Origin of the sequence: Arachnia propionica (assembly GCF_003932785.1) — a bacterium.
Classification (GTDB): domain Bacteria; phylum Actinomycetota; class Actinomycetes; order Propionibacteriales; family Propionibacteriaceae; genus Arachnia; species Arachnia propionica_B.
Window position 1 is genome coordinate 37,733 of record NZ_RQYT01000013.1, and the last position, 21,664, is coordinate 59,396.

Annotated in this window: 20 protein-coding genes and 1 riboswitch; of the genes, 5 read left to right on the forward strand and 15 right to left on the reverse strand. The window is 69.5% G+C overall.

Going from position 1 to position 21,664, the window contains the following annotated elements; translation table 11 throughout:
• Nucleotides 1–16: 16 nt before the first annotated feature.
• The 8 genes from EII35_RS07395 to EII35_RS07430 all read right to left on the reverse strand — a co-directional run bounded on the left by EII35_RS07395 (nt 17) and on the right by EII35_RS07430 (nt 9,268).
• Nucleotides 17–1,846: an ABC transporter family substrate-binding protein gene (locus tag EII35_RS07395; RefSeq protein ID WP_125227826.1), complete on the reverse strand. Its 1,830-nt coding sequence runs from the start codon at nt 1,844–1,846 to the stop codon at nt 17–19.
• 127 nt (nt 1,847–1,973) lie between these two features.
• A complete protein-coding gene (tsaD, locus tag EII35_RS07400; protein ID WP_125227827.1) occupies nt 1,974–3,017 on the reverse strand; it encodes a tRNA (adenosine(37)-N6)-threonylcarbamoyltransferase complex transferase subunit TsaD in 1,044 nt (347 codons plus the stop codon).
• A complete protein-coding gene (locus EII35_RS07405; RefSeq protein ID WP_125227828.1) occupies nt 3,014–3,475 on the reverse strand; it encodes a GNAT family N-acetyltransferase in 462 nt (153 codons plus the stop codon). Before EII35_RS07405 ends, tsaD begins: the two co-directional genes overlap by 4 nt.
• Nucleotides 3,472–4,107, reverse strand: coding sequence for a tRNA (adenosine(37)-N6)-threonylcarbamoyltransferase complex dimerization subunit type 1 TsaB (tsaB, locus tag EII35_RS07410; protein ID WP_125227829.1), 636 nt, complete (start codon nt 4,105–4,107; stop codon nt 3,472–3,474). Before tsaB ends, EII35_RS07405 begins: the two co-directional genes overlap by 4 nt.
• Nucleotides 4,104–5,012 (reverse strand): tRNA (adenosine(37)-N6)-threonylcarbamoyltransferase complex ATPase subunit type 1 TsaE, encoded by a 909-nt coding sequence (tsaE, locus tag EII35_RS07415; RefSeq protein ID WP_260465055.1) that lies wholly within the window; start codon nt 5,010–5,012, stop codon nt 4,104–4,106. The genes tsaB and tsaE overlap by 4 nt, the downstream gene beginning before the upstream one ends.
• A 12-nt stretch (nt 5,013–5,024) precedes the next feature.
• A complete protein-coding gene (locus tag EII35_RS16500; protein WP_260465056.1) occupies nt 5,025–7,142 on the reverse strand; it encodes a DEAD/DEAH box helicase in 2,118 nt (705 codons plus the stop codon).
• Nucleotides 7,143–7,343: 201 nt separating this feature from the next.
• On the reverse strand, nt 7,344–8,036 hold the full coding sequence (locus tag EII35_RS07425; RefSeq protein WP_125227830.1) for a TetR/AcrR family transcriptional regulator: 693 nt from the start codon (nt 8,034–8,036) through the stop codon (nt 7,344–7,346).
• Nucleotides 8,033–9,268, reverse strand: coding sequence for an MFS transporter (locus EII35_RS07430; protein ID WP_125227831.1), 1,236 nt, complete (start codon nt 9,266–9,268; stop codon nt 8,033–8,035). Before EII35_RS07430 ends, EII35_RS07425 begins: the two co-directional genes overlap by 4 nt.
• A gap of 85 nt (nt 9,269–9,353) precedes the next feature.
• Here EII35_RS07430 and EII35_RS07435 point away from each other — a divergent pair, with 85 nt between their 5' ends.
• Nucleotides 9,354–10,499: a glycosyltransferase family 4 protein gene (locus tag EII35_RS07435; protein ID WP_125227832.1), complete on the forward strand. Its 1,146-nt coding sequence runs from the start codon at nt 9,354–9,356 to the stop codon at nt 10,497–10,499.
• On the opposite strand, the gene EII35_RS07440 is transcribed toward EII35_RS07435, so the two are convergent.
• Nucleotides 10,439–10,951, reverse strand: a complete 513-nt coding sequence (locus EII35_RS07440; RefSeq protein WP_125227833.1) for a methylated-DNA--[protein]-cysteine S-methyltransferase — start codon at nt 10,949–10,951, stop codon at nt 10,439–10,441. The two genes, EII35_RS07435 and EII35_RS07440, sit on opposite strands and share 61 nt — an antisense overlap.
• On the reverse strand, nt 10,948–12,393 hold the full coding sequence (locus EII35_RS07445) for an Ada metal-binding domain-containing protein (RefSeq protein ID WP_125227834.1): 1,446 nt from the start codon (nt 12,391–12,393) through the stop codon (nt 10,948–10,950). Before EII35_RS07445 ends, EII35_RS07440 begins: the two co-directional genes overlap by 4 nt.
• Before the next feature lie 126 nt (nt 12,394–12,519).
• Between EII35_RS07445 and EII35_RS07450 the strand changes: the two genes are divergently transcribed.
• Nucleotides 12,520–14,607, forward strand: a complete 2,088-nt coding sequence (locus tag EII35_RS07450; protein ID WP_125227835.1) for an elongation factor G-like protein EF-G2 — start codon at nt 12,520–12,522, stop codon at nt 14,605–14,607.
• Between the two features lie 59 nt (nt 14,608–14,666).
• Here the strand turns inward: EII35_RS07450 and EII35_RS07455 are convergent, their stop codons facing one another.
• The 4 genes from EII35_RS07455 to EII35_RS07470 form a co-directional block, all read right to left on the reverse strand.
• Nucleotides 14,667–15,077 (reverse strand): YccF domain-containing protein, encoded by a 411-nt coding sequence (locus EII35_RS07455; protein WP_125227836.1) that lies wholly within the window; start codon nt 15,075–15,077, stop codon nt 14,667–14,669.
• Nucleotides 15,078–15,156: 79 nt separating this feature from the next.
• Nucleotides 15,157–15,912: an ABC transporter ATP-binding protein gene (locus EII35_RS07460; protein ID WP_125227837.1), complete on the reverse strand. Its 756-nt coding sequence runs from the start codon at nt 15,910–15,912 to the stop codon at nt 15,157–15,159.
• Complete coding sequence (locus EII35_RS07465) at nt 15,909–16,931, reverse strand: FecCD family ABC transporter permease (protein WP_125227838.1); 1,023 nt, start codon at nt 16,929–16,931, stop codon at nt 15,909–15,911. Before EII35_RS07465 ends, EII35_RS07460 begins: the two co-directional genes overlap by 4 nt.
• Nucleotides 16,931–18,178: an ABC transporter substrate-binding protein gene (locus EII35_RS07470; RefSeq protein WP_125227839.1), complete on the reverse strand. Its 1,248-nt coding sequence runs from the start codon at nt 18,176–18,178 to the stop codon at nt 16,931–16,933. The genes EII35_RS07465 and EII35_RS07470 overlap by 1 nt, the downstream gene beginning before the upstream one ends.
• Nucleotides 18,179–18,208: 30 nt before the next feature.
• A riboswitch (cobalamin riboswitch) is annotated at nt 18,209–18,339 on the reverse strand.
• 45 nt (nt 18,340–18,384) lie between these two features.
• Here EII35_RS07470 and trmB point away from each other — a divergent pair.
• The 3 genes from trmB to EII35_RS07485 are packed head-to-tail and all read left to right on the forward strand — an operon-like array spanning nt 18,385 to nt 20,482.
• Entirely contained in the window at nt 18,385–19,098 is a 714-nt protein-coding gene (trmB, locus tag EII35_RS07475) for a tRNA (guanosine(46)-N7)-methyltransferase TrmB (protein WP_125227840.1), read from the forward strand.
• Nucleotides 19,095–19,898, forward strand: coding sequence for a tRNA pseudouridine(38-40) synthase TruA (truA, locus tag EII35_RS07480; RefSeq protein ID WP_125227841.1), 804 nt, complete (start codon nt 19,095–19,097; stop codon nt 19,896–19,898). The genes trmB and truA overlap by 4 nt, the downstream gene beginning before the upstream one ends.
• Nucleotides 19,895–20,482 carry a class I SAM-dependent methyltransferase gene (locus tag EII35_RS07485; RefSeq protein ID WP_125227842.1) on the forward strand — a complete coding sequence of 196 codons (588 nt, stop codon included), beginning with the start codon at nt 19,895–19,897 and terminating at the stop codon, nt 20,480–20,482. The genes truA and EII35_RS07485 overlap by 4 nt, the downstream gene beginning before the upstream one ends.
• 242 nt (nt 20,483–20,724) lie before the next feature.
• On the opposite strand, the gene EII35_RS07490 is transcribed toward EII35_RS07485, so the two are convergent.
• Nucleotides 20,725–21,129, reverse strand: a complete 405-nt coding sequence (locus tag EII35_RS07490; RefSeq protein ID WP_125227843.1) for a hypothetical protein — start codon at nt 21,127–21,129, stop codon at nt 20,725–20,727.
• Nucleotides 21,130–21,664 lie beyond the last annotated feature (535 nt).

A 21,664-nucleotide genomic window follows, 5' to 3' on the forward strand; every position in this document is an offset into this window, starting at 1 on the left:
TCTCACAGGTGCGGCATCACTTGAGCTGCCACTGCGGCCCGTTCCACACCGTCTTGCCCTGAGTGGTGGTCGGACGGATGTTCTCGATGTTCGAGCTGTAGGCCGTCAGACCCGGGTGAGCGTAGAGCGGAATGCCGAACAAGGTGTCCCACAACTCCTTCTCAATGATCTTGGTCTGCTCCAGCTGAACCTTCTCATCCAAGGAGTCGGCGAGGACGTTCCATGCCTCATCCACCTTGGCGTTGGAGTAGTCGGTCCGGTTCTGCGGCTTGCCGGTGGAGTAGATGTTCTGACCGGAGGCGATCTGTCCGGATCCGGACCACGCGTACAGCGCCACCTCGAAGTCACCGTTCTTCAGCTCCTTGTCGAAGAAGCTGGCGGATGCCGCATCCACGACCTCGAAGCCAGCCTCCTTGCAGGAGGCCTGGATGGCGGTCACCGTGTCGGCACGTCGGTTGTTGCCGGCCTTGTAACCGATACGCACCTTGATCGGGGTGGCGACGCCGGACTCGGCGACGAGCTGCTTGGCCTTCTCCAGGTCAACCTGGTCGTAGCGACCGTCGTAGGAGGCTGACACGATGTCGTTGTACTTCTCGGTCTGGAAGGGGAACACCTCACGGGCGTTCATGATCTGGGCTCCGGGGTCGAGTGGCTTGATGAGCGAGTCGACGATGTTCTGGCGCGGCACGCAGTGGGCGAAGGCCTGACGGAGCTTGATGCCACCCTGAGCGTCGGAGAAGACATTGTTGCTGCGGAAGTTGAAGTCCAGGTGCTCCCACGTCAGCGTCGGGAAGGTGTTGACCGTGACGCTCTCACCGATGTTGGTCAGCTGCCCAACCGTGTCGACGGTGGCCTGGGGGTCAATGACGTTGAGGTCCCCGTTCTGCAGAGCCTGAGCCATCTGGGCGTCGTCAACGTAGCTGAAGACCAAGTTCTTGGTCGCAGGCTTGGGGCCCCAGTACATGGGGTTGGGTTCCAGCGTCAGCGTCGTGCCCTTCCAGCCACCCTGCTTGATCTGGTACGGACCCATGGAGGGAATGAGCGAGGCATCCGGCAACTCGCCCGGCTTGAAGATCCAGCCCTTGTTCCAGAACTCAGCTGCCTTCTTCACGGTATCGGCATCGCGGTCCACGATGGCCTGCGCGAAAGCATCCGGCTCCAATCCGATCTGCTTGGCCACCACGTGGGCAGGCATAACGTTGCCCAGCAGGATCTTCCAGTCGGGGTAGGCGCCCTTGAACTTCAAGGTGAAGGTCTTGGAACCCACCTCACCCTGCGGGCCTTCCGGCACCTCTTGGGCGAAGGACGAGGAGACGTGCTCGAAGACCGCCTCTGCATCCGGATTGTCCCCGCTCGCCCGGCCCGGGACCAGGAACTCGGGGTTCTGCGTCGCCCAGTCCAGCAGGTAGTCGTTGATGGTCACCGGGGTGCCGTCAGACCACACGGCTTTGTCGCTGATGGTGTACTTCACCTCAAGCGGGTCCTCGCTCAGCACCTCGAAGGTGCCGAAGTCCTTGTCCTCGCAGATGGTACCGTCGGTGCCGAAGTACACGAAGGAGCTGGCCATCCTGTCAGCCACGACGGAGTTGTATGTCGAGTAGGTGCCGTCAGTCAGATTGTTGTAACCACTCCACTGCCCAGGTCCGGGACTGTAGATGATCTGGCCGTCCTTGGTCTCCGTCACCCCGACGTCCTTCATGCAGGCGTCCTGACCGCTGGCGATCTCAACACTCGTGTTCACCCTGGTGCTGTCATCGGCTGGGTCCTGACCGCTGGAACAGGCGCCGAGCAGCAGCGCCCCACTCACCAGAGCGGCAAGGGCAGCCTTGGAGCCCTTGAACTTCATAATTTCTCCTTGGTCGATCCCGACACGCGATCCCCGTTGGGGACCATTGGCACCGGACCCTAGTCCGATTTCGCGGTGTTGAGAACCACCTGGGGCGTTCGTGAGACGGATTGTTACCGGACTGAGATCACACGACGACCCGGGTGACGGGCAGTCCGGGCTGCGCGGAGAAGTCGAGGCGGGAGGGCGCGAGCCCGGTCCGCACGACCTCCACCCCGACGGCGGCGATCATCGCGCCATTGTCGGTGCACAGCGCGGGACGCGGTCTCCTCACCTCGATACCGCGCTGCGAGGCGCGTTCCTCCATGAGCCCGCGCAGTCGTGAGTTCGCGGCCACTCCCCCGCCGAGCAGGATCGACGAGGTCCCGGTGTGCTCGGCGGCGTCGAGGGTCTTGGAGACGAGCACGTCGGCGACGGCCTCCTGGAAGCTGGCGCACACATCGGCGACGGGCACCTCGCGCCCCTCCAGCCGTGCGGTCTCCACCCAGCGGGCGACGGCCGTCTTCAGCCCGGAGAAGGAGAAGTCGAAGCGATGCCGTTCCAGGTCGTGGCGGGCGGTGAGCCCCCGAGGGAAGCGGATGGCGGACGGATCACCCTCGGCCGCCATCCGGTCGATGACGGGACCACCCGGGTAGGAGAGGTCCAGCAGCCTCGCCACCTTGTCGTAGGCCTCCCCCGCGGCGTCGTCGATCGTGGCACCGAGCTCGGTGATGTCCCGCGCCAGGTCGGTCACGTGCAGCAGGGATGTGTGCCCACCCGAGACGAGCAGGGCAAGGGTCGGCATCGGCAGCGGACCGTGGTCGAGGAGATCGACGGCGATGTGCCCGACGAGGTGGTTGACCCCGTAGAGCGGCTTGCCCAGGTAGGCGGCCAGGGACTTGGCTGCGGAGATGCCGACGAGCAACGCCCCCATGAGGCCCGGGCCCGCCGTGACGGCGATCGCGTCCACCTCCGACAGGTCGACGTCGGCCGTCGCGGCGGCGCGCTCCAGGGTCGGCACGAACGCCGAGAGGTGTGCCCGGGACGCGATCTCCGGCACCACCCCGCCGAAGCGGACGTGCAGGTCGACCGACGAGGCGACCTCGCTGGCGAGCAGCTCGTTGCCCCGCACGATGCCCACGCCCGTCTCGTCGCAGGACGACTCGATTCCCAGGATCAGGGGCTCGGTCATGGCTGTTCCTCTCCATCCGGTTCCCGGCACGCCGCCTCCATGATGAGGGCGTGCCGATCGTGGCCGTAGTAGTGGGGGCGGCGGGCGGTGGTGCTGAAGCCCAGCCGCTCGTAGAGGGCGATGGCGGCCTCGTTGGCCTCCTCGACCTCCAGGCTGGCGGTGGCGATCCCCCGGGCCGCCGCCTCGTCGAGCCCACGGCGCACCAGCTGCGTGGCGAGTCCTCGACGCCGATGTGCGGGCGCAACGACGACCCGGTGCAGCTCGGTGAGGTCGAAGGCGGTCCGCCACGACGCCACCGCGGCGACCTCCTCGCCATCGCGGGCGACGAACACACGCCGGTCCGCGGCGGTGATCTCGTCGGCCCAGGCCTGCTCGCTCCACCGTTGCCGCACCGGGAAGGCGTCCTCCAGTCGGACGATGGCTGACGCGTCGGCGACGGTGGCCACGCTGAGGGTCATCGGGGCAGCCTCAGCCGCGGCAGGGCGGACTTCCTCGCCGTCGGTTCGGCGGCATCGGCGGGGCGCAGGTAGTAGGGCTCGCCGTCGACGGGGGGCAGCGTGGCCCAGCGGGATGCCAGTACCGCCGGGTCGACCCCGGCGGGGTCGTGGACCGGCATCCCGTACTGCTCGGGGACGGGCCCGAACAGGGGCAGGGTCGTCGGCACCCGGTCGGGGGAGGTCACGCACGGTTCCCCCACCCGTGCCCCGTTGACGTAGCGGGCCCAGTAGAGCTCCTTGCGGCGGGCATCTGAGGCGACGACGAACTCGTCGAGGACGGCTTCGTGGCGGGCGGCGATGACGTCGAGGGAACAGACCCCGTGGACGGGTCTCCCCGCCACGGAGGCGAGGGTGCGAGCCGCGACGATCCCGACCCGCAGGCCGGTGAAGGGCCCGGGGCCCATGCCGACGACGTACTCGTCGACATCGGCGAGGCCGATCCCCGCCTGCGTGCAGAGCTGCTGGATCATCGGCACGAGGCTCTCGCCGTGTGCCCGGGTGTCGGCCAGGACCAGGGAGCTCAATGCCTCGCCGTCACGGGCGAGCCCGACGGCGACGTGATGGGAGGTGTCGATCCCGAGTGTCAGGGTCATGGTGTCCTCAACGGGTCCAGGGCACCGGCCCAGCGGGGGCCGATGCCGGTGAGGGTGACGTGGCGCAGGTCCTCCGAGCGGTCGATGTCGATCTCGAGGCGCTCGTCCGAGAGCCATTCCGCCACCCCGGCCCCCCATTCGACGAGGGTGACAGATCGGGCGAGGGTGGCGTCGAGGTCGATGTCGGCGAGTTCCCCCGCGGTACCCATGCGATAGGCGTCCACGTGGACGAGGTCCGGCCCGTCGCCGGGGTTGGGGTGGATGCGGGAGATGACGAAAGTGGGCGAGATGACGGGCCCGCTCACCCCGAGCCCCTCACCGATGCCCTGGGTGAGAGTGGTCTTGCCCGCGCCGAGGTCGCCACTGGCGATGACCACGTCCCCGGCCCGCAGCAGGGTGGCGAGCCGAGCCCCGAGAGCGTGCATCGCCTCGGGGGTGGGCACATCGAGGCTGACCGGCAGGTCCCGGCCGAGGAACCAGTGCTGGTCGTCGCGGCGGATGAGCTCGAAACCGTGGATCCGCCACCACTGGGCGAGCTCGGGGAACTCGACACGGCAGGCGACCTCGACCCGGGCCAGCCCGGCGTCGGCGGCGACGGACATGGCCCCGGCCACGAGGTGTTTCGCCACCCCACGTCCGGACTCCTCGGGCAACACCGCCACCCGCCGCAGCGTGGCGACCTCGCCGTCCCGGGCGATGAGGAGGCAGCCGACGAGCCCGTCCCCGATGGTGGCGCAGACCCCCCAGCCCTCGGCGAGTGCCCGCCGGTAGTCGTCGAGGGTGTCGGACAGCGCCGCGGGGGGCGGGTCGACGGGGCGTCGGGCGGCGAAGGCACGCTGGGCGATCCCGAGCATCGCGGGGGCGTCCGCGTCACTCGCCAGCCGCAGCTCGACTTCTTCGGTCATGACGGGAAGATCCTACTCCCAGCGACGACCGCGCCCGCCGCGTCCTCCGCCGCGGTGGCCGCCCCGGCGGCCGTGCTGGTGGGGCCGACGACGCGGCTGGGGCTTCGGCGCGATGAGCTCCAGGTAGGTGGCCTCCTCGATGGGGACGCCGAGGCACTCCCTGGCTCCCGTGGCCTCCTGCAGTTCGTCGCTGCCGGGGGCGACGTCGACCGGCTGGGCCGCCACCCCGGCCTGGGAGACGAGGCGGCGCATGAGCTTGCGCTGGTGCGGCAGCACGAGGCTGACGACGGCCCCGGACTCCCCGGCGCGGGCGGTGCGGCCGGCGCGGTGGAGGTAGTCCTTGTGGTTCATGGGCGGGTCGACCTGGAGCACGAGGGTGACGTCGTCGACGTGGATGCCGCGGGCGGCCACGTCCGTTGCCACCAGCACCGGGACCTCCCCGTTCTTGAAGGCCGCGAGGATGCGGGAACGGGCCCCCTGGGTGAGCCCGCCGTGGAGCGCCCCCGCCAGCACGCCCGCCTGGCGCAGCTGTCCGGCGATGCGGTCGGAGCCCATCTGGGTCCGGGCGAAGATGACGGTCTTGCCGTCCCGGTTGGCGATCTGGGCGGTGATCTGGTTCTTGTGGTGGGGGGCCAGGTGCAGGACGTGGTGGGTCATGGTGGTGACCGAGGCACGCCCCGAGTCGACCTCGTGGGTGACGGGATCGGTGAGGTACCTGCGCACCAGCTTGTCGACGGCGCCGTCCAGGGTCGCCGAGAACAGCAGCCGCTGCCCGTCCGCGGGCACCGCGTCGAGCAGGGTGGTCACATCCGGCAGGAAGCCGAGGTCGCTCATGTGGTCGGCCTCGTCGAGCACGGCGATCTCCACCTGGCTGAGATCGACGGCGCCCTGCTCGAGAAGGTCGATGAGACGCCCGGGGGTGGCGACGACCACGTCGACGCCACGCTGGAAGGCCTTGATCTGCGGGCCGTAGGCCATGCCCCCGGCGACGAGGTACAGGTCCAGACCCATGACGGCGGCGAGCGGGGACAGGTTGTCCGCGATCTGGAGCGCCAGCTCGCGGGTGGGAGTGAGGATCATCGCCCGGGGCGAGCCGGTCGGCTCCCCCGCGGCGAGTCGCGTGAGAAGCGGAAGCCCGAAGGCCAGGGTCTTGCCGGAGCCGGTGCGGCCACGGCCGAGGACGTCACGGCCCGCGATGGCGTCGGCGATGGTGGCCCGCTGGATGGGGAACGGCTCGGTGATGCCCTGCTGGGCGAGGGCGGCGACCATGGGGGTGGCCACGCCGAGTTCGGCGAAACCGGACTGCTCGTCCGCTTCGGAGACCTCCACCTCGACGGCAGTGGCCTCCCAGCTCATCTGGTCCTCCACGGCGTCATGGGAGTCGTGGCGGCGGTCGTGGCCGAAACCACGCGGCCGGTCGTGGAAGGGGCGGGTGCGGTCGTGACGGTGTCCGCCCCGGCGTCCGAAGCCGCGATCGTCCTCACGCCGGAAGCCGCGGTCCTCCCGACGCCCGAAACCACGGTCGTCACGACGCTCGAAGCGACGATCCTCGCCCCGCTGGACATCACGATCGTCCCGACGCCGGAACCCACGGTCGAAGCCACGATCCTCGCGACGCTCGACCCCTCGTCCCTCGCGACGGTCGAAACCACGCTCCTCCCGACGGTCGAAGCCACGGTCGCCCCGGCGACCGAAGCCGCGATCGTCCTCACGCCGGAAGCCGCGGTCCTCACGACGCCCGAAACCACGGTCGTCACGACGCTCGAAGCGACGATCCTCGCCCCGCTGGACATCACGATCGTCCCGACGCCGGAACCCGCGGTCATCGCGGTCGTCACGGCGTCCCCGGCCACCACGTTCCTCGTGCCACCGGTCATCGCGCCGCTCCCGGCCGCGATCCTCACGGCGCCACGGGCCGCGGTCGTCGCGACGCTCGAAGCCACGCTCGTCGCGGTGGCGGGTGTCCCGGAATCCGGACTCCTGACGCGGGTGGTCGTCCCGATCATGGCGGCGCACCCCGCCCGACTTGCGGGGTTTGTGTCCCTTGGCGGCCCGCTCGGCGGCGGTCCAGCGCTTCTTGGGGGTGCCGTCGGCACGGTACGACTTGGGTTTCTTCCTGGGCATGGCCATGTGAGGTCCTCAATGTTGCTCGTCTCGGGCCCGCTGGTTGGACTCCGCGGGCAGCGGCTCGCCTCGTCTCATCAGGAAAGCTCAAACACAAGACGGCCGTGGGGCGCACGATGCGCATGCTGACAGCCGGTGACCGGCTCAGGGGGCCCGGGGGTTGGTCAGCGATCCCCCGGGAACGGCCAATGGGGCCGACGCAGGAGTCTACCCCATTGCCTGCCCACCATGGGAATCCCCGCGCTCCGGCCCGCCCTGCCCGGGCGCGAGCCGGAGCGCGACGCCGTCGAGGAGGATCCCCAACTTGGCCCGGAACCACTCGACGGGGGCCCGGCCGAGCGCTGACGCCCTGGCCGCGGCGACCGCTCGTCGCCGCGGGGATGCCCCGGACGCAGGAAAGGCCCCGAGTTCGTGGGCGAGGGTACCTTCGGGGAGGGTCGCGAGTCGCTCCCAGCCGCGCAGGCTGTCGATCACGAGGTCGTGGACCAGATCGCAGACCAGCACCGCATCCTCCGGGGTGAACCCGCAGTCGACGAGGAACACCGCCAGATCGTCGGCGATCCTCGCCCCCGCCTCCGGGATCAGCCCCGGCGAGACCTGGGTCGCCGCCCCCGGGTGGGACCGACAGACCTCCCACAGGCACAGGGCGTGGGCGGTCAGGACGTCACGCCACCCTCCCTCGAGCCTCGGCCAGTCCGCCAGTTCCACCATGCGCCCCAGTCCCAGCCGCACCAACGCCTCGCGGTCCGGGGCGTGGCGGAACAGGGTGCTCTCCCCCACCCCGAGCCGGTCACGCACCGCCGCGAAGGTGAGCCGGTCGAAGCCGACCGCGAGCACGGCCTCGCCGATGTCGTCCGCGGTCAGCCGGGGTGGCCTGCCTCGACGTCCTCCCCGGCTCATCCGTCCGCCGTCGGGGTGGGTCGGCGGAACGCCGGGTGGACGAGCAGGAAGACCATGACGGCGAGCAGCAGACCCGTCGCGACGAGCACCGGGAGCAGCTGCCACCAGCCGTACAGCAGGGTGCTCACCAGGGGTGAGAGCACATAGGTGACCCCGTTCGTCGCCCCGACGGCTCCGGCGAGTCCGCCCTGTTCGTCGCGCTCGACCAGCATGGTGGGGCCGGCCATGTAGCCGGGGATCGCCAGGCCGAGTCCCAACCCGAGCAGCGCGAAGGCCACCACCATGAGCCACGCGCCCTGATCCGGGAGCAGCAGGATGAACCCGAGCATCGCGGCCGCCACTCCCCAGCGCAGCAGCATCGACGGGGGCCACTTCAGCCGCGGCACCAGCCCTGCCTGGGCGGCGACCATGCCGAGCCCCATGGCCAGCATCAGCATCCCCGTGGTTCGTCCGGTCATCTCTGATCCGAGGTGGAGCCGGTCCTGGACGAGGAATCCAGCCGTGACCTGGATGAACCCGAGGGCGAGGAACAACCCGAATCCCGCGACGAGGAAGGGCCAGACGCGCCGGTCGAGCGGGTTGAGCGGTCTCGGCTGCTCCACCTGCTCAACCCGCGGCAGGGCGCGGAACCCCCACACCACCGCCCCGAGCGAGATCGCGAGGAGCACCGGGGCCACGATGATGGGCCACATCAACCCCCACCCGGCGAGGATCCCACCGATGACGGCACCGACGATGGAGGCCAGCCCCTGCATGGCCCCGACCCCGGCCATGCCCTTGACACGCTCGGGCCCCTCGTCCGTCGCCTCGGCGATGTAGGCCTGGGCGGTGGGAGGGACCGCGGCCATGGACACCCCGAAGCCCATCCCCCTGAAGAGGAGGAACAGGATGAACAGCCCCCATCCGACGAGCACGCCCGCCAACCCGAGCGCAGCCACGACGCTGAACAGGGTCATGGCGACCAGGGCCATGGCCAGGCCGAGGACGAGGACGAGCCGGAACCCCGTCGCCTGGGCGCGACGCCCCCATGCCTGGGAGGTCAACACCACCATGAGCGCGGCACTGGACACCGTCACCCCCACCTGCCACTCCGCGAAGCCGAGGTCGCGCGCCAGTGGTGACATGATCGGTCCGAGGGTCATCTGGGCGATGTTGACCAGGAGGACGGTGCCCAGCAGCAGCGGGATCTGGTGTCCGGTCCGGGGCTCCGCCGTGGCGTTGGAGAGGTGCATGTCCCGGAGGCTACACCTTTTCGGGGGTTCACCACCAGAAAAGACGGTGGCTGCACCCGTTGCCACGGCCCCGTAGACTGGGGGCGTGCGAGTCGCCGTCATCGCGGAATCCTTCCTGCCCCAGGTGAACGGAGTGACCAACTCCGTCCTGAGGGTGCTGGAGCACCTGCGCCGCGAGGGACACGAGGCCCTCGTCATCGCGCCCGCCGACGGCCGCCGCACCCCCCGCAAGTACGCCGGGTTCCGCGTGAAACAGGTGGCCTCCATCGGCCTCCCCGGCTACGACACCGTGCGGGTCGTCACCACGCCATCGTTCACCATCGAGCGGATCCTCACCCGATTCAATCCCGACGTCGTGCACCTCGCGGCGCCCTTCATCGTCGGCTACAAGGGCGCACTGGTCGCCGCCCGCCTCGGCATACCGATGGTGGCGATCTACCAGACCGACGTCCCGGCCTTCGCCACCCGCTACGGTTTCCCCCACGTCGAGCCCCTGCTCTGGCACCACGTGACCAAGGTCCACTCCCTGGCGACGGTGACCCTCGCCCCCTCCACCTGGGCGCGGCAGCAGCTCATCGACCACGACATCCCCCGCGTGGGGCTGTGGGGTCGCGGCGTCGATTCCGAACGGTTCCATCCCGACAAGCGCAGCCGGGGCCTGCGCCGCCGGCTCGCGCCCGGGGGCGAGAAGCTCATCGGCTTCATGGGGCGGCTGGCCGCCGAGAAACAGGTCGAGGACCTCGCGGCGCTCGCGGACATCCCGGGAAGCCGGATGGTCATCATCGGCGACGGGCCCGAACGCCCCACCCTCGAGCAGCTGCTCCCCGGCGCCGCCTTCCTGGGACAGCTGGGCGGCGAGGACCTCCCCAGGGCGATGGCCTCACTGGACCTGTTCGTCCACACGGGCGAGATGGAGACCTTCTGCCAGGCGATCCAGGAGGCCAAGGCCTCCGGGCTGCCCGTGGTGGCACCACGCAAGGGCGGCCCCGTGGACCTCATCGACCCCTCCCGCACGGGCTGGCTCTACGAGCCGGGAAATCTCCAGCAGCTGCGCACCCGCGTGGTGGACCTCGTCGGCGACGACGCGAAACGCACCGCCTTCGGCAAGGCCGCGCGCGAATCGATCCTCGACCGCACCTGGCACCGGCTGTGCGGGGAACTCGTCGGGCACTACCGGGAGGCCGTCCGCATCTCGGTCCGACGCAAGTCACTCGCGACCCCCGGACGCTGACCGGATCGACGCTCGAAGTCCAGGAGGGCCTGCTTGACCTCCAGGCCGAAGGCGTAGCCGCCGAGGGTCCCGTCGCTGCGGACCACGCGGTGGCAGGGCACCACGACGGGGATGAGGTTGCGGGCACAGGCGGCGGCCGCCGCCCGGGCCGCCGCGGCATTGCCCGCCCAGGCCGCCAGCTCACGGTAGGAAACGGTCTCCCCCGGCGGGATGCGACGCATCTCACGTCGCACGGCAGCGCGGAAGTCCCCCTCCGGCTGGGACACGGGGATCGAGTCGATGGCCGTGACCTCCCCATCGGCGTAGGCCCGGAGCGCCTGCGCCACGGGATGGGACCTCGGCACGGGCTCGAACCCCTCCGACCCGCCGCCGTGAAGCCCACGCACGAGGACCTCGCCGTCGACGATGAAGGTCCAAGGACCTCCCGGCAGCTCGATGGTCAGTTGTCTCATGTGTAGCTCGCCTCCGTCCACAGATGCATGATCGCCTGTCCACGCCACGGGCTCCAGTCGGCGGCTCGGGCGAGGACCTCCCGTTCCGAGTCCACCGCCAACACCCGGCGCAGGACGAGGTCACCGGCCGGGCACGCGTCGGGATCCCCCAGCGCCCGCATCGCGATGAACTCGGTGGTCCAGGGACCGATGCCCCGAATCCCGAGAAGGATCCTGCGGGCCTCAGTCCGATCCGTGTCCGGATCAAGGCGCAGTCCGGCCGCGAGGACGGTGGCCAGTCGCTGGAGGGCCTCCGCCTTCGTGCGGGTCAGCCGCAGGACCGCCCGCAATCGGTCCGCCCCGGCCTCCGCCACCACCCCGGGAGCCGGAGCGAACCGCCAACGTCCTCCCAGCCCCTCGGTGGGTTCACCGAAGGCCTCGACCAGGCGGCCCTGGACGGTGCGCGCCGAGTTCAGCGAGATGAGCTGCCCCAGCACGGTGAACATCGCGAACTCGGCGCCGTCGACGACGCCGGGGATGCGCAGCCCGGGGCGGGCTGCGATGAGCGGGGCCAGCAGGGGGTCGTCGGCCAGATGGTGTTCGGCGACGGCGGTGTCAGCGTCGGAGGCCAGCCAGCGACGCACGACCGCCAGGGCCGGGGTCAGGGCCGCGAGGCCGGGCAGGTCGAGTTCCACGCGTCCCGCGCAGCCGGTGCGCGCGAGCACGGCTCCCGCCGGGGTGCGGATCAACCGCGTGATCGTCTCCTGCGACGCGGTCTCCAGCCCCGCAACGGCGTGGGTACGCAACGCCCCCAGCATCGCCGTGGCCGCCGCACCGCGGGGTCCGGGGAGCCGCAGCGCGAGGATCATGCGGCCTCCCTCGTCGCGATCCGCCCCACGACCTCGGGGCAGCCGTGAGGGTGGCGCCCCGAACTCCTCCCGCATGACCTCACGGAACCGACGCGGGCTGCCGAACCCCGCGGAGAGGGCGATCTCCTCCAGTCCCCACTGCGTGCAGTCCATGAGCACCCGGGCCGTGTGGGCGCGGCGGGTCCGATCCAGCTGCTGGGCGCTGGCCCCGACCTCGGCCTGGAGCACCCGGTTGAGGGTTCTGCTGCTGACACCGAGTCGCCCCACCACCCCCGGCACGCCGACCTCGTCGATCATCCCGTCGCGGATCATCCGCACGGCCCGGGCGGCGAGGTCACCGCGCTCATCCCAGCCCGGCCAGCCGGGGACACGGTCCGGTCGGCACCGCCTGCAGGCCCGGAAGCCGGCTGCGGCGGCGGCAGCGGCCGTGGCGAGGAAACGGCAGTTCTCCCGTCGTGGCATCCGGGCCGGGCAGGAGGGGCGGCAGTAGATGCCGGTCGAGGTCACCGCCAACACGAAGTGGCCGTCCCAGGCGCTCTCCCGCGCCGCACACGCCCGGTAGCAGGCGTCCTCGGACATCGGCAGCTCGGTCATGCCCTCCAGTCTGCCCCCACCGGGAGGGGTCCCGTCGGCGGGAATCGGCCACGGCGGTCACCCCATCGAGTGACGAGTTTGCACCCCCGGCTCCGATTCGTCATGACAAGGGACTAGTGTTTCGTCATGGCCTCAAAGACGAGTACGCACACAGAAATAAGGAACCCGGATCAGATCCGGAACGTCATCCTGGTCGGGGCGAGTGGCTCCGGCAAGACGACCCTCTTCGAGCACCTGCTGCGCGCTCGCGTCGACGGGTATCGGGGGGAGAAGGACACACCCGAGCGGGCGGCGTCGCTGACGCTGGCCTCCATCCCGGCCGACGACGTGCAGATCAACCTGCTCGACGCCCCCGGGCACCCCGAGTACGTGGGTGAGTTGCGGGCAGGGTTGCGGGCCGCCGACGCTGCGGTCTTCGTGATCCCCGCCGGGGAGGCGATCCAGCCGGCGACCATCGCCCTGTGGGAGGAGTGCCAGCAGGTGGCCCTCCCCCGCATCATCGCGATCACGAAACTGGATCAGGGGCAGGCCGACTTCCTGGAGATGGTGGAGGTGTGCCGCGACGCCTTCGGCGAGGGTGTCGTCGCGGCGCTGCTGCCGATCCGGGACGGGGAACGGTCCACGGGCAACATCTCCCTGCTCAACAAGCGCATCCACGACTACTCCTCCGGCACGCGGGTGAGCCGCGACGCCAACGAGGAGGAGTCCGTCCTCATCGAGGAGCAGCGGGCGCCGCTGCTGGAGGCGATCATCACGGAGCTCCAGGACGAGGACCTCATGGAGCGGTACCTGGAGGGCGAGGAGATCGCCGTCGCCGAGGTGTACGAGGTCCTCAACCGGGCCATCATCTCGGCCAGGTTCTTCCCGGTCCTGCCCGCTCACACCACGAGCGAGGTCGGCGTGCTGGAACTCCTGAAGTGGATCGAGAAGGGGTTCCCGGCCGCGAACACCAAGACGGTTCCCGACATCATCACCCTCGACGGCGAGACGCTGCCCCGCGCCACCTGCGACCCGGAGGGGCCGCTCGTCGCGCAGGTGATCCGCACCACCTCGGACCAGTACTCGGGCCGACTGTCCCTGGTCAGGATCTTCTCCGGCACCTTGAAGGTCGACGACCCGGTCCACGTGTCGGGTCGTCGGGTGCTGTTCGGCGAGGCGGAGGATCCGTCCCATCCGGATCACGACGAGACCGACAAGGTCGGCCCGTTGTCCGCCCCCATCGGGTTGGAGCTGGTCGGCAAGGACAAGGCGATCGCCGGGGAGATCGTGTACGTGGCTCGACTGGCGAAGGCGGAGACGGGAGACTCCATGTCGAACCCGGAGCGTCCCGCCGCGATCCGGCCATGGCGGGTGCCGCAGGCCCTGCTGCCGGTGGCGATCGTCGCGGACACCCGCAACGACGAGGACAAGCTCGGCAGCGCCCTGCAGCGGCTGGCGGTCGAGGACGTCACGGTGCGGCTGGAACGCCACCCGGAGACCGACCAGCAGCTGTTGTGGACGATGGGGCAGGCTCACAAGGAGCTGCTGCTGGCCCGTCTGAAGCAGCGGTTCTCGCTCGGCATCCACGAGGTGCCGGTCGAGGTGCCGCTGCGGGAGACGTTCATCGCCCCGGCGAAGGCGCAGGGACGTCACGTCAAGCAGTCCGGCGGTCACGGCCAGTACGCGGTGTGTGAGATCGAGATCACCCCGCTGGAACGCGGCGCCGGGTACGAGTTCGTCGACAAGGTGGTGGGCGGAGCGGTGCCGCGGCAGTTCATCGGGTCGGTGGACAAGGGCGTGCAGGCGCAGATGGCGAAGGGCACGCTGTTCGGGTACCCGATGGTGGACATCAGCGTCACCCTCTACGACGGCAAGGCCCACTCCGTCGACTCCTCCGACATGGCCTTCCAGACGGCCGGCTCCCTGGCGTTGCGCGAGGCGGCCAAGGAGAACGTCATCGGGGTGCTGGAGCCGGTGGACAAGGTGACGATCACCGTCGGGGAGGCCTTCCTCGGCCCGGTGCTGACGGATCTCGCCGGACGACGCGGCCAGGTGCTGGGCTCCGACGCGGACGCCGAGCACCACGCCATCATCCAGGCGCTCGTGCCGCAGAAGGAACTCATCAACTACCCGATCGACCTGCGCGGTCTCGCGCAGGGCACGGGCAGCTTCACCCGCGAGTTCAACGGCTACGAGCTGATGCCCCGGGAGCTGTGGCCGGAGAAGAAGTCCTGACCGACACAGTCCCTGACCCCGCCGGATTCCCCAGGAACCCGGCGGGGTCGTTCGTCGCCCTAGATCGAGTGGAGCGGGCGCCGGTGCAGGGGCAGGTCGGCACGGCTGACGATCTGCTTGCCGAAGGGGAAGCAGGTGACCGGGATCATCTTGAGGGAGACCACCGCGTTGACGACGCCGACAATGGTGAGCGTCTGGGCGATGGCGGCGAGGACGTGGCCGATGGCCAGCCACCAGCCGCACAGCACGAACCAGATGATGTTGAGCAGGAGTGAACCCGCACCGGCCCCTGGCCTGCGGATGACCGCCCGCCCGAACGGCCACAGCACGTAACGCGCCATGCGGAAGGCGGCCAGCCCGAACGGAATGGTGATGATGAGGGCACAGCAGATGATCCCCGCGACCATGTACCCGAGGGCGAGCCAGAGTCCAGCGAAGAGGAACCAGATCAGGTTGAGGATCGCACGCATGACCCCAGCCTACGTCCGTGACGCGCCTCCCGAGCCGTGTTCACCCCGAGCCGCGTCCCTGATTCCTCCCTGATCCCCCTCAGCGACGGAACTGGAAGGTCTCCGGGTCTAGCCGGTACTCGCTGGCGAAGGCCCGGTCCAGGGTGCCTGCGTCGGCCAGGTCGGCGGGCGTCCCCTCGACGAGGTGATCCCCGTCACCGAGCACCCACAACCGGTCCGCGTGTCGCGCCGCGACCTCGACGTCGTGGGTGCTGACGAGGACGCCGAGACCGTCGGCGGCCATCTGCCGCAGCAGCTCGAAGATGCGCAGCCTTCCCGGCGGGTCGAGGAAGGCGGTGGGTTCGTCCAACAGGAGCAGGCGGGGTTCCTGGGCCAGGGCCCGGGCAATCATGACGCGTTGCCGCTGTCCGTCGGAGAGGCGGGCGAACCTCCTCCCCAGCAGGGCCTCCACCCCGACGCCACGCGCGGCCGTCCTGATGACGTCGACGTCCTCCTCGCGCAGCCGGCCGGCCCAGCTGGTGTAGGGGTGACGTCCCAACGCGATGACCTCGGCAACCGTGAGCAGCCCCGGGTCGACGGCGTCAGTGAGGACGGCGGCGAGCTTCCGGGCCCGTGTGCCCGGGGGCATCCCGGCGAGCGGGGCTCCGTCGAGGAGGATCTCACCCGCGAGTGGGGGCTGGAGTCCGCAGATCGTGCGGAGCAGCGTCGACTTGCCCGCCCCGTTGGGGCCGACCAGACACACGAACTCCCCGGCGAGCAGTTCCGCCGCGAGTCCGGAACGGATCGCCCGGCGGCCGTACCCGACGGTGAGATCGACGAGGTGGACGAGGCTCACAGCTCCACCTTCCGGCGTCGGATGAGGATCCAGATGACCACGGGCGCACCGAATGCGGCGTTGACGGCGTTGAGCGGCAGCACCCCGTCGCCGGGCAGTGCGGCGATGAGGTCGGCCAGCAGCGCCACGCACGCCCCGAGCAGGGCCGTCGCCGGGACGAGGACCCGGTGGCGTGACGTGTCGAACAGGCCCCGGGCGAGATGGGGCACCGCGATTCCGAGGAACTGGATCGGCCCGCAGAAGGCGGTCACCGTTCCCGCGAGGACCGAGGTCAACACGATGATGAGGCCGCGGTGGCGCCGGACCCGCAGCCCCAGGCTCGCGGCGTAGCGCTCACCCAGGAGCAACGCGTCGAGCGGTTTCGCCAGCGCGACGGCAGCGGTGAGGCCACCGAGGACGCCGACGGCGACGATCCGCAGGTTGTCCCACGTCACCCCGCCGTAGCTGCCGAACCCCCACCGCGAGTAGGCGGCGATGAGTTCAGGGGTGGAGAAGGACATCATGACCGACACCCCTGCGGAGGCGAGGTAACCGAGCATGACGCCGATGAGCAGCAGCGACACCGACGACTTCACGGCACGACCCAGGAGCAGCACCACCGCCATGACCAGCGCGGCCCCGGTGGCGGCGGCCACGACGATGGCGACGCCACCGGCCAGACCGAGCCCGGCGGTGAGGGTCGCCGCCCCGGTGCCACCCACCACGAGGATCACCGCCGCGACCCCGAGGGATGCCCCGGAGGACACACCCAGGATGTACGGGTCGGCGAGGGGGTTGCGGAACAGCGTCTGCATCGCCAGTCCGGCGACCCCCAGCGCCGCGCCGGCCAGGCAGGCGGTCAGCACCCGCGGCAGCCGCACGTCGATGACGATCAGCCGGGCGACCGCCCGCACCTCGTCGCCGGTCAGGGCGGCCCACACCTCGCCGGGGGTGATGCTGGCGGGCCCCAGCCACAGCGAGGCCCCCACCGTCACGACGAGGACGAGCAGCACTGCCAGGACGCGCAGTGCCAGCCGCATCAGGCGGGCATCTGCTCGTAGAAGGTGAAGTCGACGTCGGCGAACCGGTCGGGATGGGCGATCTTGGCGAGGTCACGCAGCACCAGGTCGGGTCGGACGACGCCCTGCTGCCAGTAGTCGTTGCCGCCGGTCGCGTTGACCCGCAGCACGGGGTTGTACACCCTGCCCTCCTTGGCGGCGCGCAGTTCCAGGAGTCGGGGCTCGTCGCCTCCCATGGCGGCGATGTTCGCCCACTGCCGGGTGAAGTCGGCGTTGAGCCACACGTCGGCATCGGCCGCGGCCTCGAGCATGACCTCGATGGCGACGGGTTGGCTGCCGGTGGACTCGTCGTCGGCGAAGACATAGGTCATGCCGGCGTCGGCGAGGAGTTGGGCGGCGTAGCTGCGGCCGCCGGCCTTGAACCATTCGCCCTGGAACGGTGCGCCGGTGAAGACCGTGGGCCGTTCGGTGACGTCGGCGACGCGGCTCCGCACCGCCTCGTAGTCCTTCTCGATGGTGGCGAAGGCCTCCGTGGCGGCAGCCTCCGTGTTGGTGAGCAGCGCGGTGAACTTGAGCCACTCGGCGCGGCCCAGCGGGCTGGTCTCCAGCCATTCCGCGTTGCCGAGCACCGGGACCCCGAGCTCCCTCAGCTTGTCGTGGGCCGGGTCGGGGAAGCCGCTGGAGACGAAGAGGTCGGGTTCGAGGGCCGCGATGGCCTCGACGTTGAACCCGCCGGTCCCGTTGCCCACCCCCACGACGGCACCCTCGGCGATCCGGGCCTTGATGGGCTCCGACCACACGGTGTCGGGGGTGTCGACCGCGGCGAGGGAGTCGACGACGTCGAGCAGCTCGAAGGCGGGCAGCTGGGTGGCGGAGGTGGTCACGACCCGCTTGACCGGGATGGTGACGCGGGGCGCGGCGGCGAGGTCGGCGGGCAGCTCCGGGGCGGCACCGCACTGCACGAGCACGTAGGTCTCGGGCGCCGCCCCCTGCACCGGCTCCTTCACCGTCACGGTCTTGTAGGAGCCGTGGTACTCGACGGTGATCCCGGTGGCGTGGGAGAAGGTCACCTTGTCGGGGAAGTAGTCGGCGGCGGGGTCGAAGGAGGTGACGCATCCGTCGGCCCCGACCTGGGGCGACGCCCCGCCGGTGGGGCTGATGGCCGAGGCGACGTCGGAGCTCGGCGAGGGGGCGGGAGGTTGTGGGGTGCAGCCCGTCAGCGGCAGCGCGAGGGCGGCGAGGAGGATCAGGAGTTGACGTGCCTTCACGGTGGTTCACCCTTCCTGGATGTACGCGTCCAATGGGAGCATCGGGCAGCCAGTTCCTGACTGACCCGCGCTGGGCGGGACACAGTGGCGCGACCGTTCCGGATTCCCACCGGATTCCTGTGCTGCACGACAGGTGCGAATCTACCCGTTGCCGTGCCGGGCCGGGCTGCCGGGGTGGAACTCGGGTCCTCGATTATCATCACGGGGTGACCGAACCGCGCCCCCACCGTGCCGTCGTGAGCTTCGTGCGCCGCAGCACCCGGATGACCGAATCCCAGGCCGCCGCCTGGGAGCGGCACCACGCCGACTTCGTCGTCGAGGTCCCCACCGCGGAACGCACCACCTCGCTCGCCGACGGGGTGCGGATCGACTGGGACGAGGTGTTCGGGCGCCGGGCCCCCCGGGTGGTGGAGATCGGCTCCGGGGCGGGGGACTCGCTCGTGCCGATGGCCGCGGCCCGGCCTGAGGCGGACTTCATCGCCTTCGAGGTGTTCGCCCCGGGGGTCGCATCCACGTTGGGGCGGCTCGGCCGGGACGGGGTGACGAATGTCCGCCTCGTGATGGTGGACGGCGCGGAGGGCCTGGCGAAACTGTTCGAGGACGCCACGGTGACGGAGCTGTGGACCTTCTTCGCGGACCCGTGGCACAAGGCCCGGCACCACAAGCGTCGCCTCGTCAGCGACGGTTTCGCCGATGTCGCGGCACGCAAGCTGAAGGCGGGTGGGCTGTGGCGGCTCGCGACGGACTGGGAGGACTACGCGCAGTGGCAGCGGGAGGTCCTGGACTCCCATGAGCGGTTCGTCAACGTCCACGGCGGCTGGGCGCCACGCGACGAGGCCCGCCCCGTCACCAAGTACGAGGCGAAGGGGTTGGCGCAGGGCCGAACCATCCACGACCTCACCTACCGGCGGTTGCCGTGAGACTGCGCATCGACCTGGCCTACGACGGCGGCCGTTTCCACGGCTGGGCCGCGCAGCCGGGGCTGCGCACGGTGCAGGGGGTGTTGGAGGAGTCGCTGGGGCGGATCCTCCGGCTGCCGGAACCGCCGTCGTTGACAGTGGCGGGACGCACGGACGCAGGGGTGCATGCGCGGGGTCAGGTGTGTCACGTCGACCTCCCCGAGGCGGATCCGGCCCAGCTACTGCACCGGCTCCGACGCATCGTCCCCGATGACATCGCCGTCCATGACGTCACCTGGGCCCCGGACGGCTTCGATGCCCGGTTCTCCGCCATCTGGCGGCGCTACTGCTACCGGCTCCTGGATTCGACGCAGGTGCTGGATCCGCTGCTGCGCACCCAGGTGGCGCAGACCCGGCACCCGTTGGACGTGGCGACGATGTCGGCGGCGACCCGGATGTTGACAGGGCTGAGGGAGTTCGCCCCGTTCTGCAAGGCCCGCCCCGGGGCCACGACCATCAGGGAGCTCCGGGAATTCTCCGTCACGCAGCGTCCCGACGGCGTGCTCGAGGTGCATCTGTTGGCCGACGCGTTCTGCCACTCGATGGTGCGGGCGCTGGTGGGGGCGTTGACGGTGGTCGGGGGGCTGCGTCGTGACCTCGCCTGGCTGGAACGAACCGCCGAGTTGGGGCATCGGGCCGGGGATGTGCCGTTGATGCCCCCGCACGGCCTCGTGCTGGAGGAGGTCGGCTACCCGGAGGAGTCACAGCTGGCGGCACGGGCCACCGAGGCCCGGGCCATGAGATCCTTGGAGGGCCCGTGAGCCATTACTTCACCAATAACGACTCCGACCTGGTGACCCGCGAGATCGAGGCGACGATCTTCGGGCACGACCTGACCTTCACGACGGCCAACGGCGTCTTCTCGGGGTCACGGCTGGACCCGGGAACAGCGGTCCTGCTGCGCAGCGTGGCTCCGCCGGAGTCGGGTCGGGTGCTGGATCTCGGCTGTGGCTTCGGTCCGATCGCCGTCGGGTTGGCGGTGGCGAGCCCGGGGCTGCGGGTGGATGCGGTGGACGTCAACGAACGGGCCCTGGCCCTGACCCGACGCAACGCGGAACGCGCCGGGGTCGCGGATCGGGTGCGGACCCACTCCCCCGAGGGGGTCGTCTACGACGAGATCTGGTCGAATCCCCCGATCCGGATCGGGAAGCAGGCCCTCCACGAGCTGTTGCTGACCTGGCTGCCCCGGCTGCGAGACGGCGGGGTGGCCCATCTCGTGGTAGGCAAGAACCTCGGCGCGGATTCCTTGACGACGTGGCTGAACGAGCAGGGCTGGCCGACCCGGAAGGTGGCGTCGGCGAAGGGGTTCCGGGTGCTTCGGGTGAGCCGCGACGCAGAAACATGAAGCAGCCTTGACTCCCTCCGATCCCAAAGATTCATGAATGACGAGCTTCTCAAGGCAAGAAGAGCAAACTCAAGCCACCAACATTCTGACAGAAACAGCCATCTCGTACGCCAAACCGATGTGACGATGCGTCACACCAGACCATCGCTACATCTCCTTCGGAACACTATCGACGCTCATCCAAATCACCCCCCACACGACTCCGTGACTGCTTCTTACCGGAGTATCCCAGTTTCTTGCGCCTACACCTGACTCGCCACAGCCCCCCCCAAGGCCACCAGGATCCCAACGGCCGCAGCGCCTACTGCCCCGGAAGCAATGGGAGATTTCACGGCAAAGGACACCCAAGCAAAAATAAAAAAACCCACCAACAACCCAACCCACCACAGCCTGACCTTCCACTTTTCAGGAATAGGCGCGGAGATGCGCCTCTCGGCGATCTGATCGAGTTTTTCAACATCGATCTTCGGCACCCCGTCGGATTGAATCATTTTCTTCAGCCATGCCGCAGACCCGGACTCCGAAGGCAGAAGCCCCCCAGGAGTGGGGCCGTAAAGACATTCAAGCCAATCTTCGTGAGTAGCGAAGAAGCGCGCCTCGGGGAGAGCCAGACTCAACACCCACCGCCAGCCATCATACTCTGCCAAGATTATCCCGATGCGACTCCAAGCCGCATACCGGGGCCACACGTCCACACCCTGCCTCCACTCGAGTTCCACGAATGGGGTTCCTTGCCGAAGCAGTTCTCGCTGAAGCTTACGAAGCGCCCATGTGGCTCGCTTCAAATGGACTTCCACAGGGATCATCATCTACCATCATTTCATCCGGGACACCCAAGGTCAGGAAGTGCATTCCGGGGAGTGACCAAAGTGCCCTTGGCCAGGGATTTCACTGGTCCCAGAATAAGCCTCCGAGGCCGTGTCGCACCACACCATGAAACCCTCTATTCTCCGTCAGTCAAATTGGGGCCACGAATTCTCAACACGCAGTGAAGCGTACCCAGGGAGCCCAACAATCGCATCACGGAACACGTCGAAATACACGCAGCGATTTGCATCAGAATGCAACTCCTTTTCTCATGTCGCCACCGTGTGACCTGGAATGCACCCACGGTCACGACCCGAGCAACCCAAAGGCGTTATTCATGAGGGTTATTTCTCGACGAAACGCCACCAGTAATAC

What these genes read in the sequence shown, in the direction of transcription:
- EII35_RS07425 (WP_125227830.1), bottom strand. Translation starts at nt 8,036, where the DNA reads ATGAGCCGGGGAGGACGTCGAGGCAGGCCACCCCGGCTGACCGCGGAC.
- tsaB (WP_125227829.1), bottom strand. Translation starts at nt 4,107, where the DNA reads ATGACCCTGACACTCGGGATCGACACCTCCCATCACGTCGCCGTCGGG.
- tsaD (WP_125227827.1), bottom strand. Translation starts at nt 3,017, where the DNA reads ATGACCGAGCCCCTGATCCTGGGAATCGAGTCGTCCTGCGACGAGACG.
- EII35_RS16500 (WP_260465056.1), bottom strand. Translation starts at nt 7,142, where the DNA reads ATGGCCATGCCCAGGAAGAAACCCAAGTCGTACCGTGCCGACGGCACC.
- EII35_RS07445 (WP_125227834.1), bottom strand. Translation starts at nt 12,393, where the DNA reads ATGACCGAGCTGCCGATGTCCGAGGACGCCTGCTACCGGGCGTGTGCG.
- EII35_RS07455 (WP_125227836.1), bottom strand. Translation starts at nt 15,077, where the DNA reads ATGCGTGCGATCCTCAACCTGATCTGGTTCCTCTTCGCTGGACTCTGG.
- EII35_RS07465 (WP_125227838.1), bottom strand. Translation starts at nt 16,931, where the DNA reads ATGCGGCTGGCACTGCGCGTCCTGGCAGTGCTGCTCGTCCTCGTCGTG.
- EII35_RS07405 (WP_125227828.1), bottom strand. Translation starts at nt 3,475, where the DNA reads ATGACCCTCAGCGTGGCCACCGTCGCCGACGCGTCAGCCATCGTCCGA.
- tsaE (WP_260465055.1), bottom strand. Translation starts at nt 5,012, where the DNA reads ATGACCGAAGAAGTCGAGCTGCGGCTGGCGAGTGACGCGGACGCCCCC.
- EII35_RS07430 (WP_125227831.1), bottom strand. Translation starts at nt 9,268, where the DNA reads ATGCACCTCTCCAACGCCACGGCGGAGCCCCGGACCGGACACCAGATC.
- EII35_RS07395 (WP_125227826.1), bottom strand. Translation starts at nt 1,846, where the DNA reads ATGAAGTTCAAGGGCTCCAAGGCTGCCCTTGCCGCTCTGGTGAGTGGG.
- EII35_RS07440 (WP_125227833.1), bottom strand. Translation starts at nt 10,951, where the DNA reads ATGAGACAACTGACCATCGAGCTGCCGGGAGGTCCTTGGACCTTCATC.
- EII35_RS07450 (WP_125227835.1), top strand. Translation starts at nt 12,520, where the DNA reads ATGGCCTCAAAGACGAGTACGCACACAGAAATAAGGAACCCGGATCAG.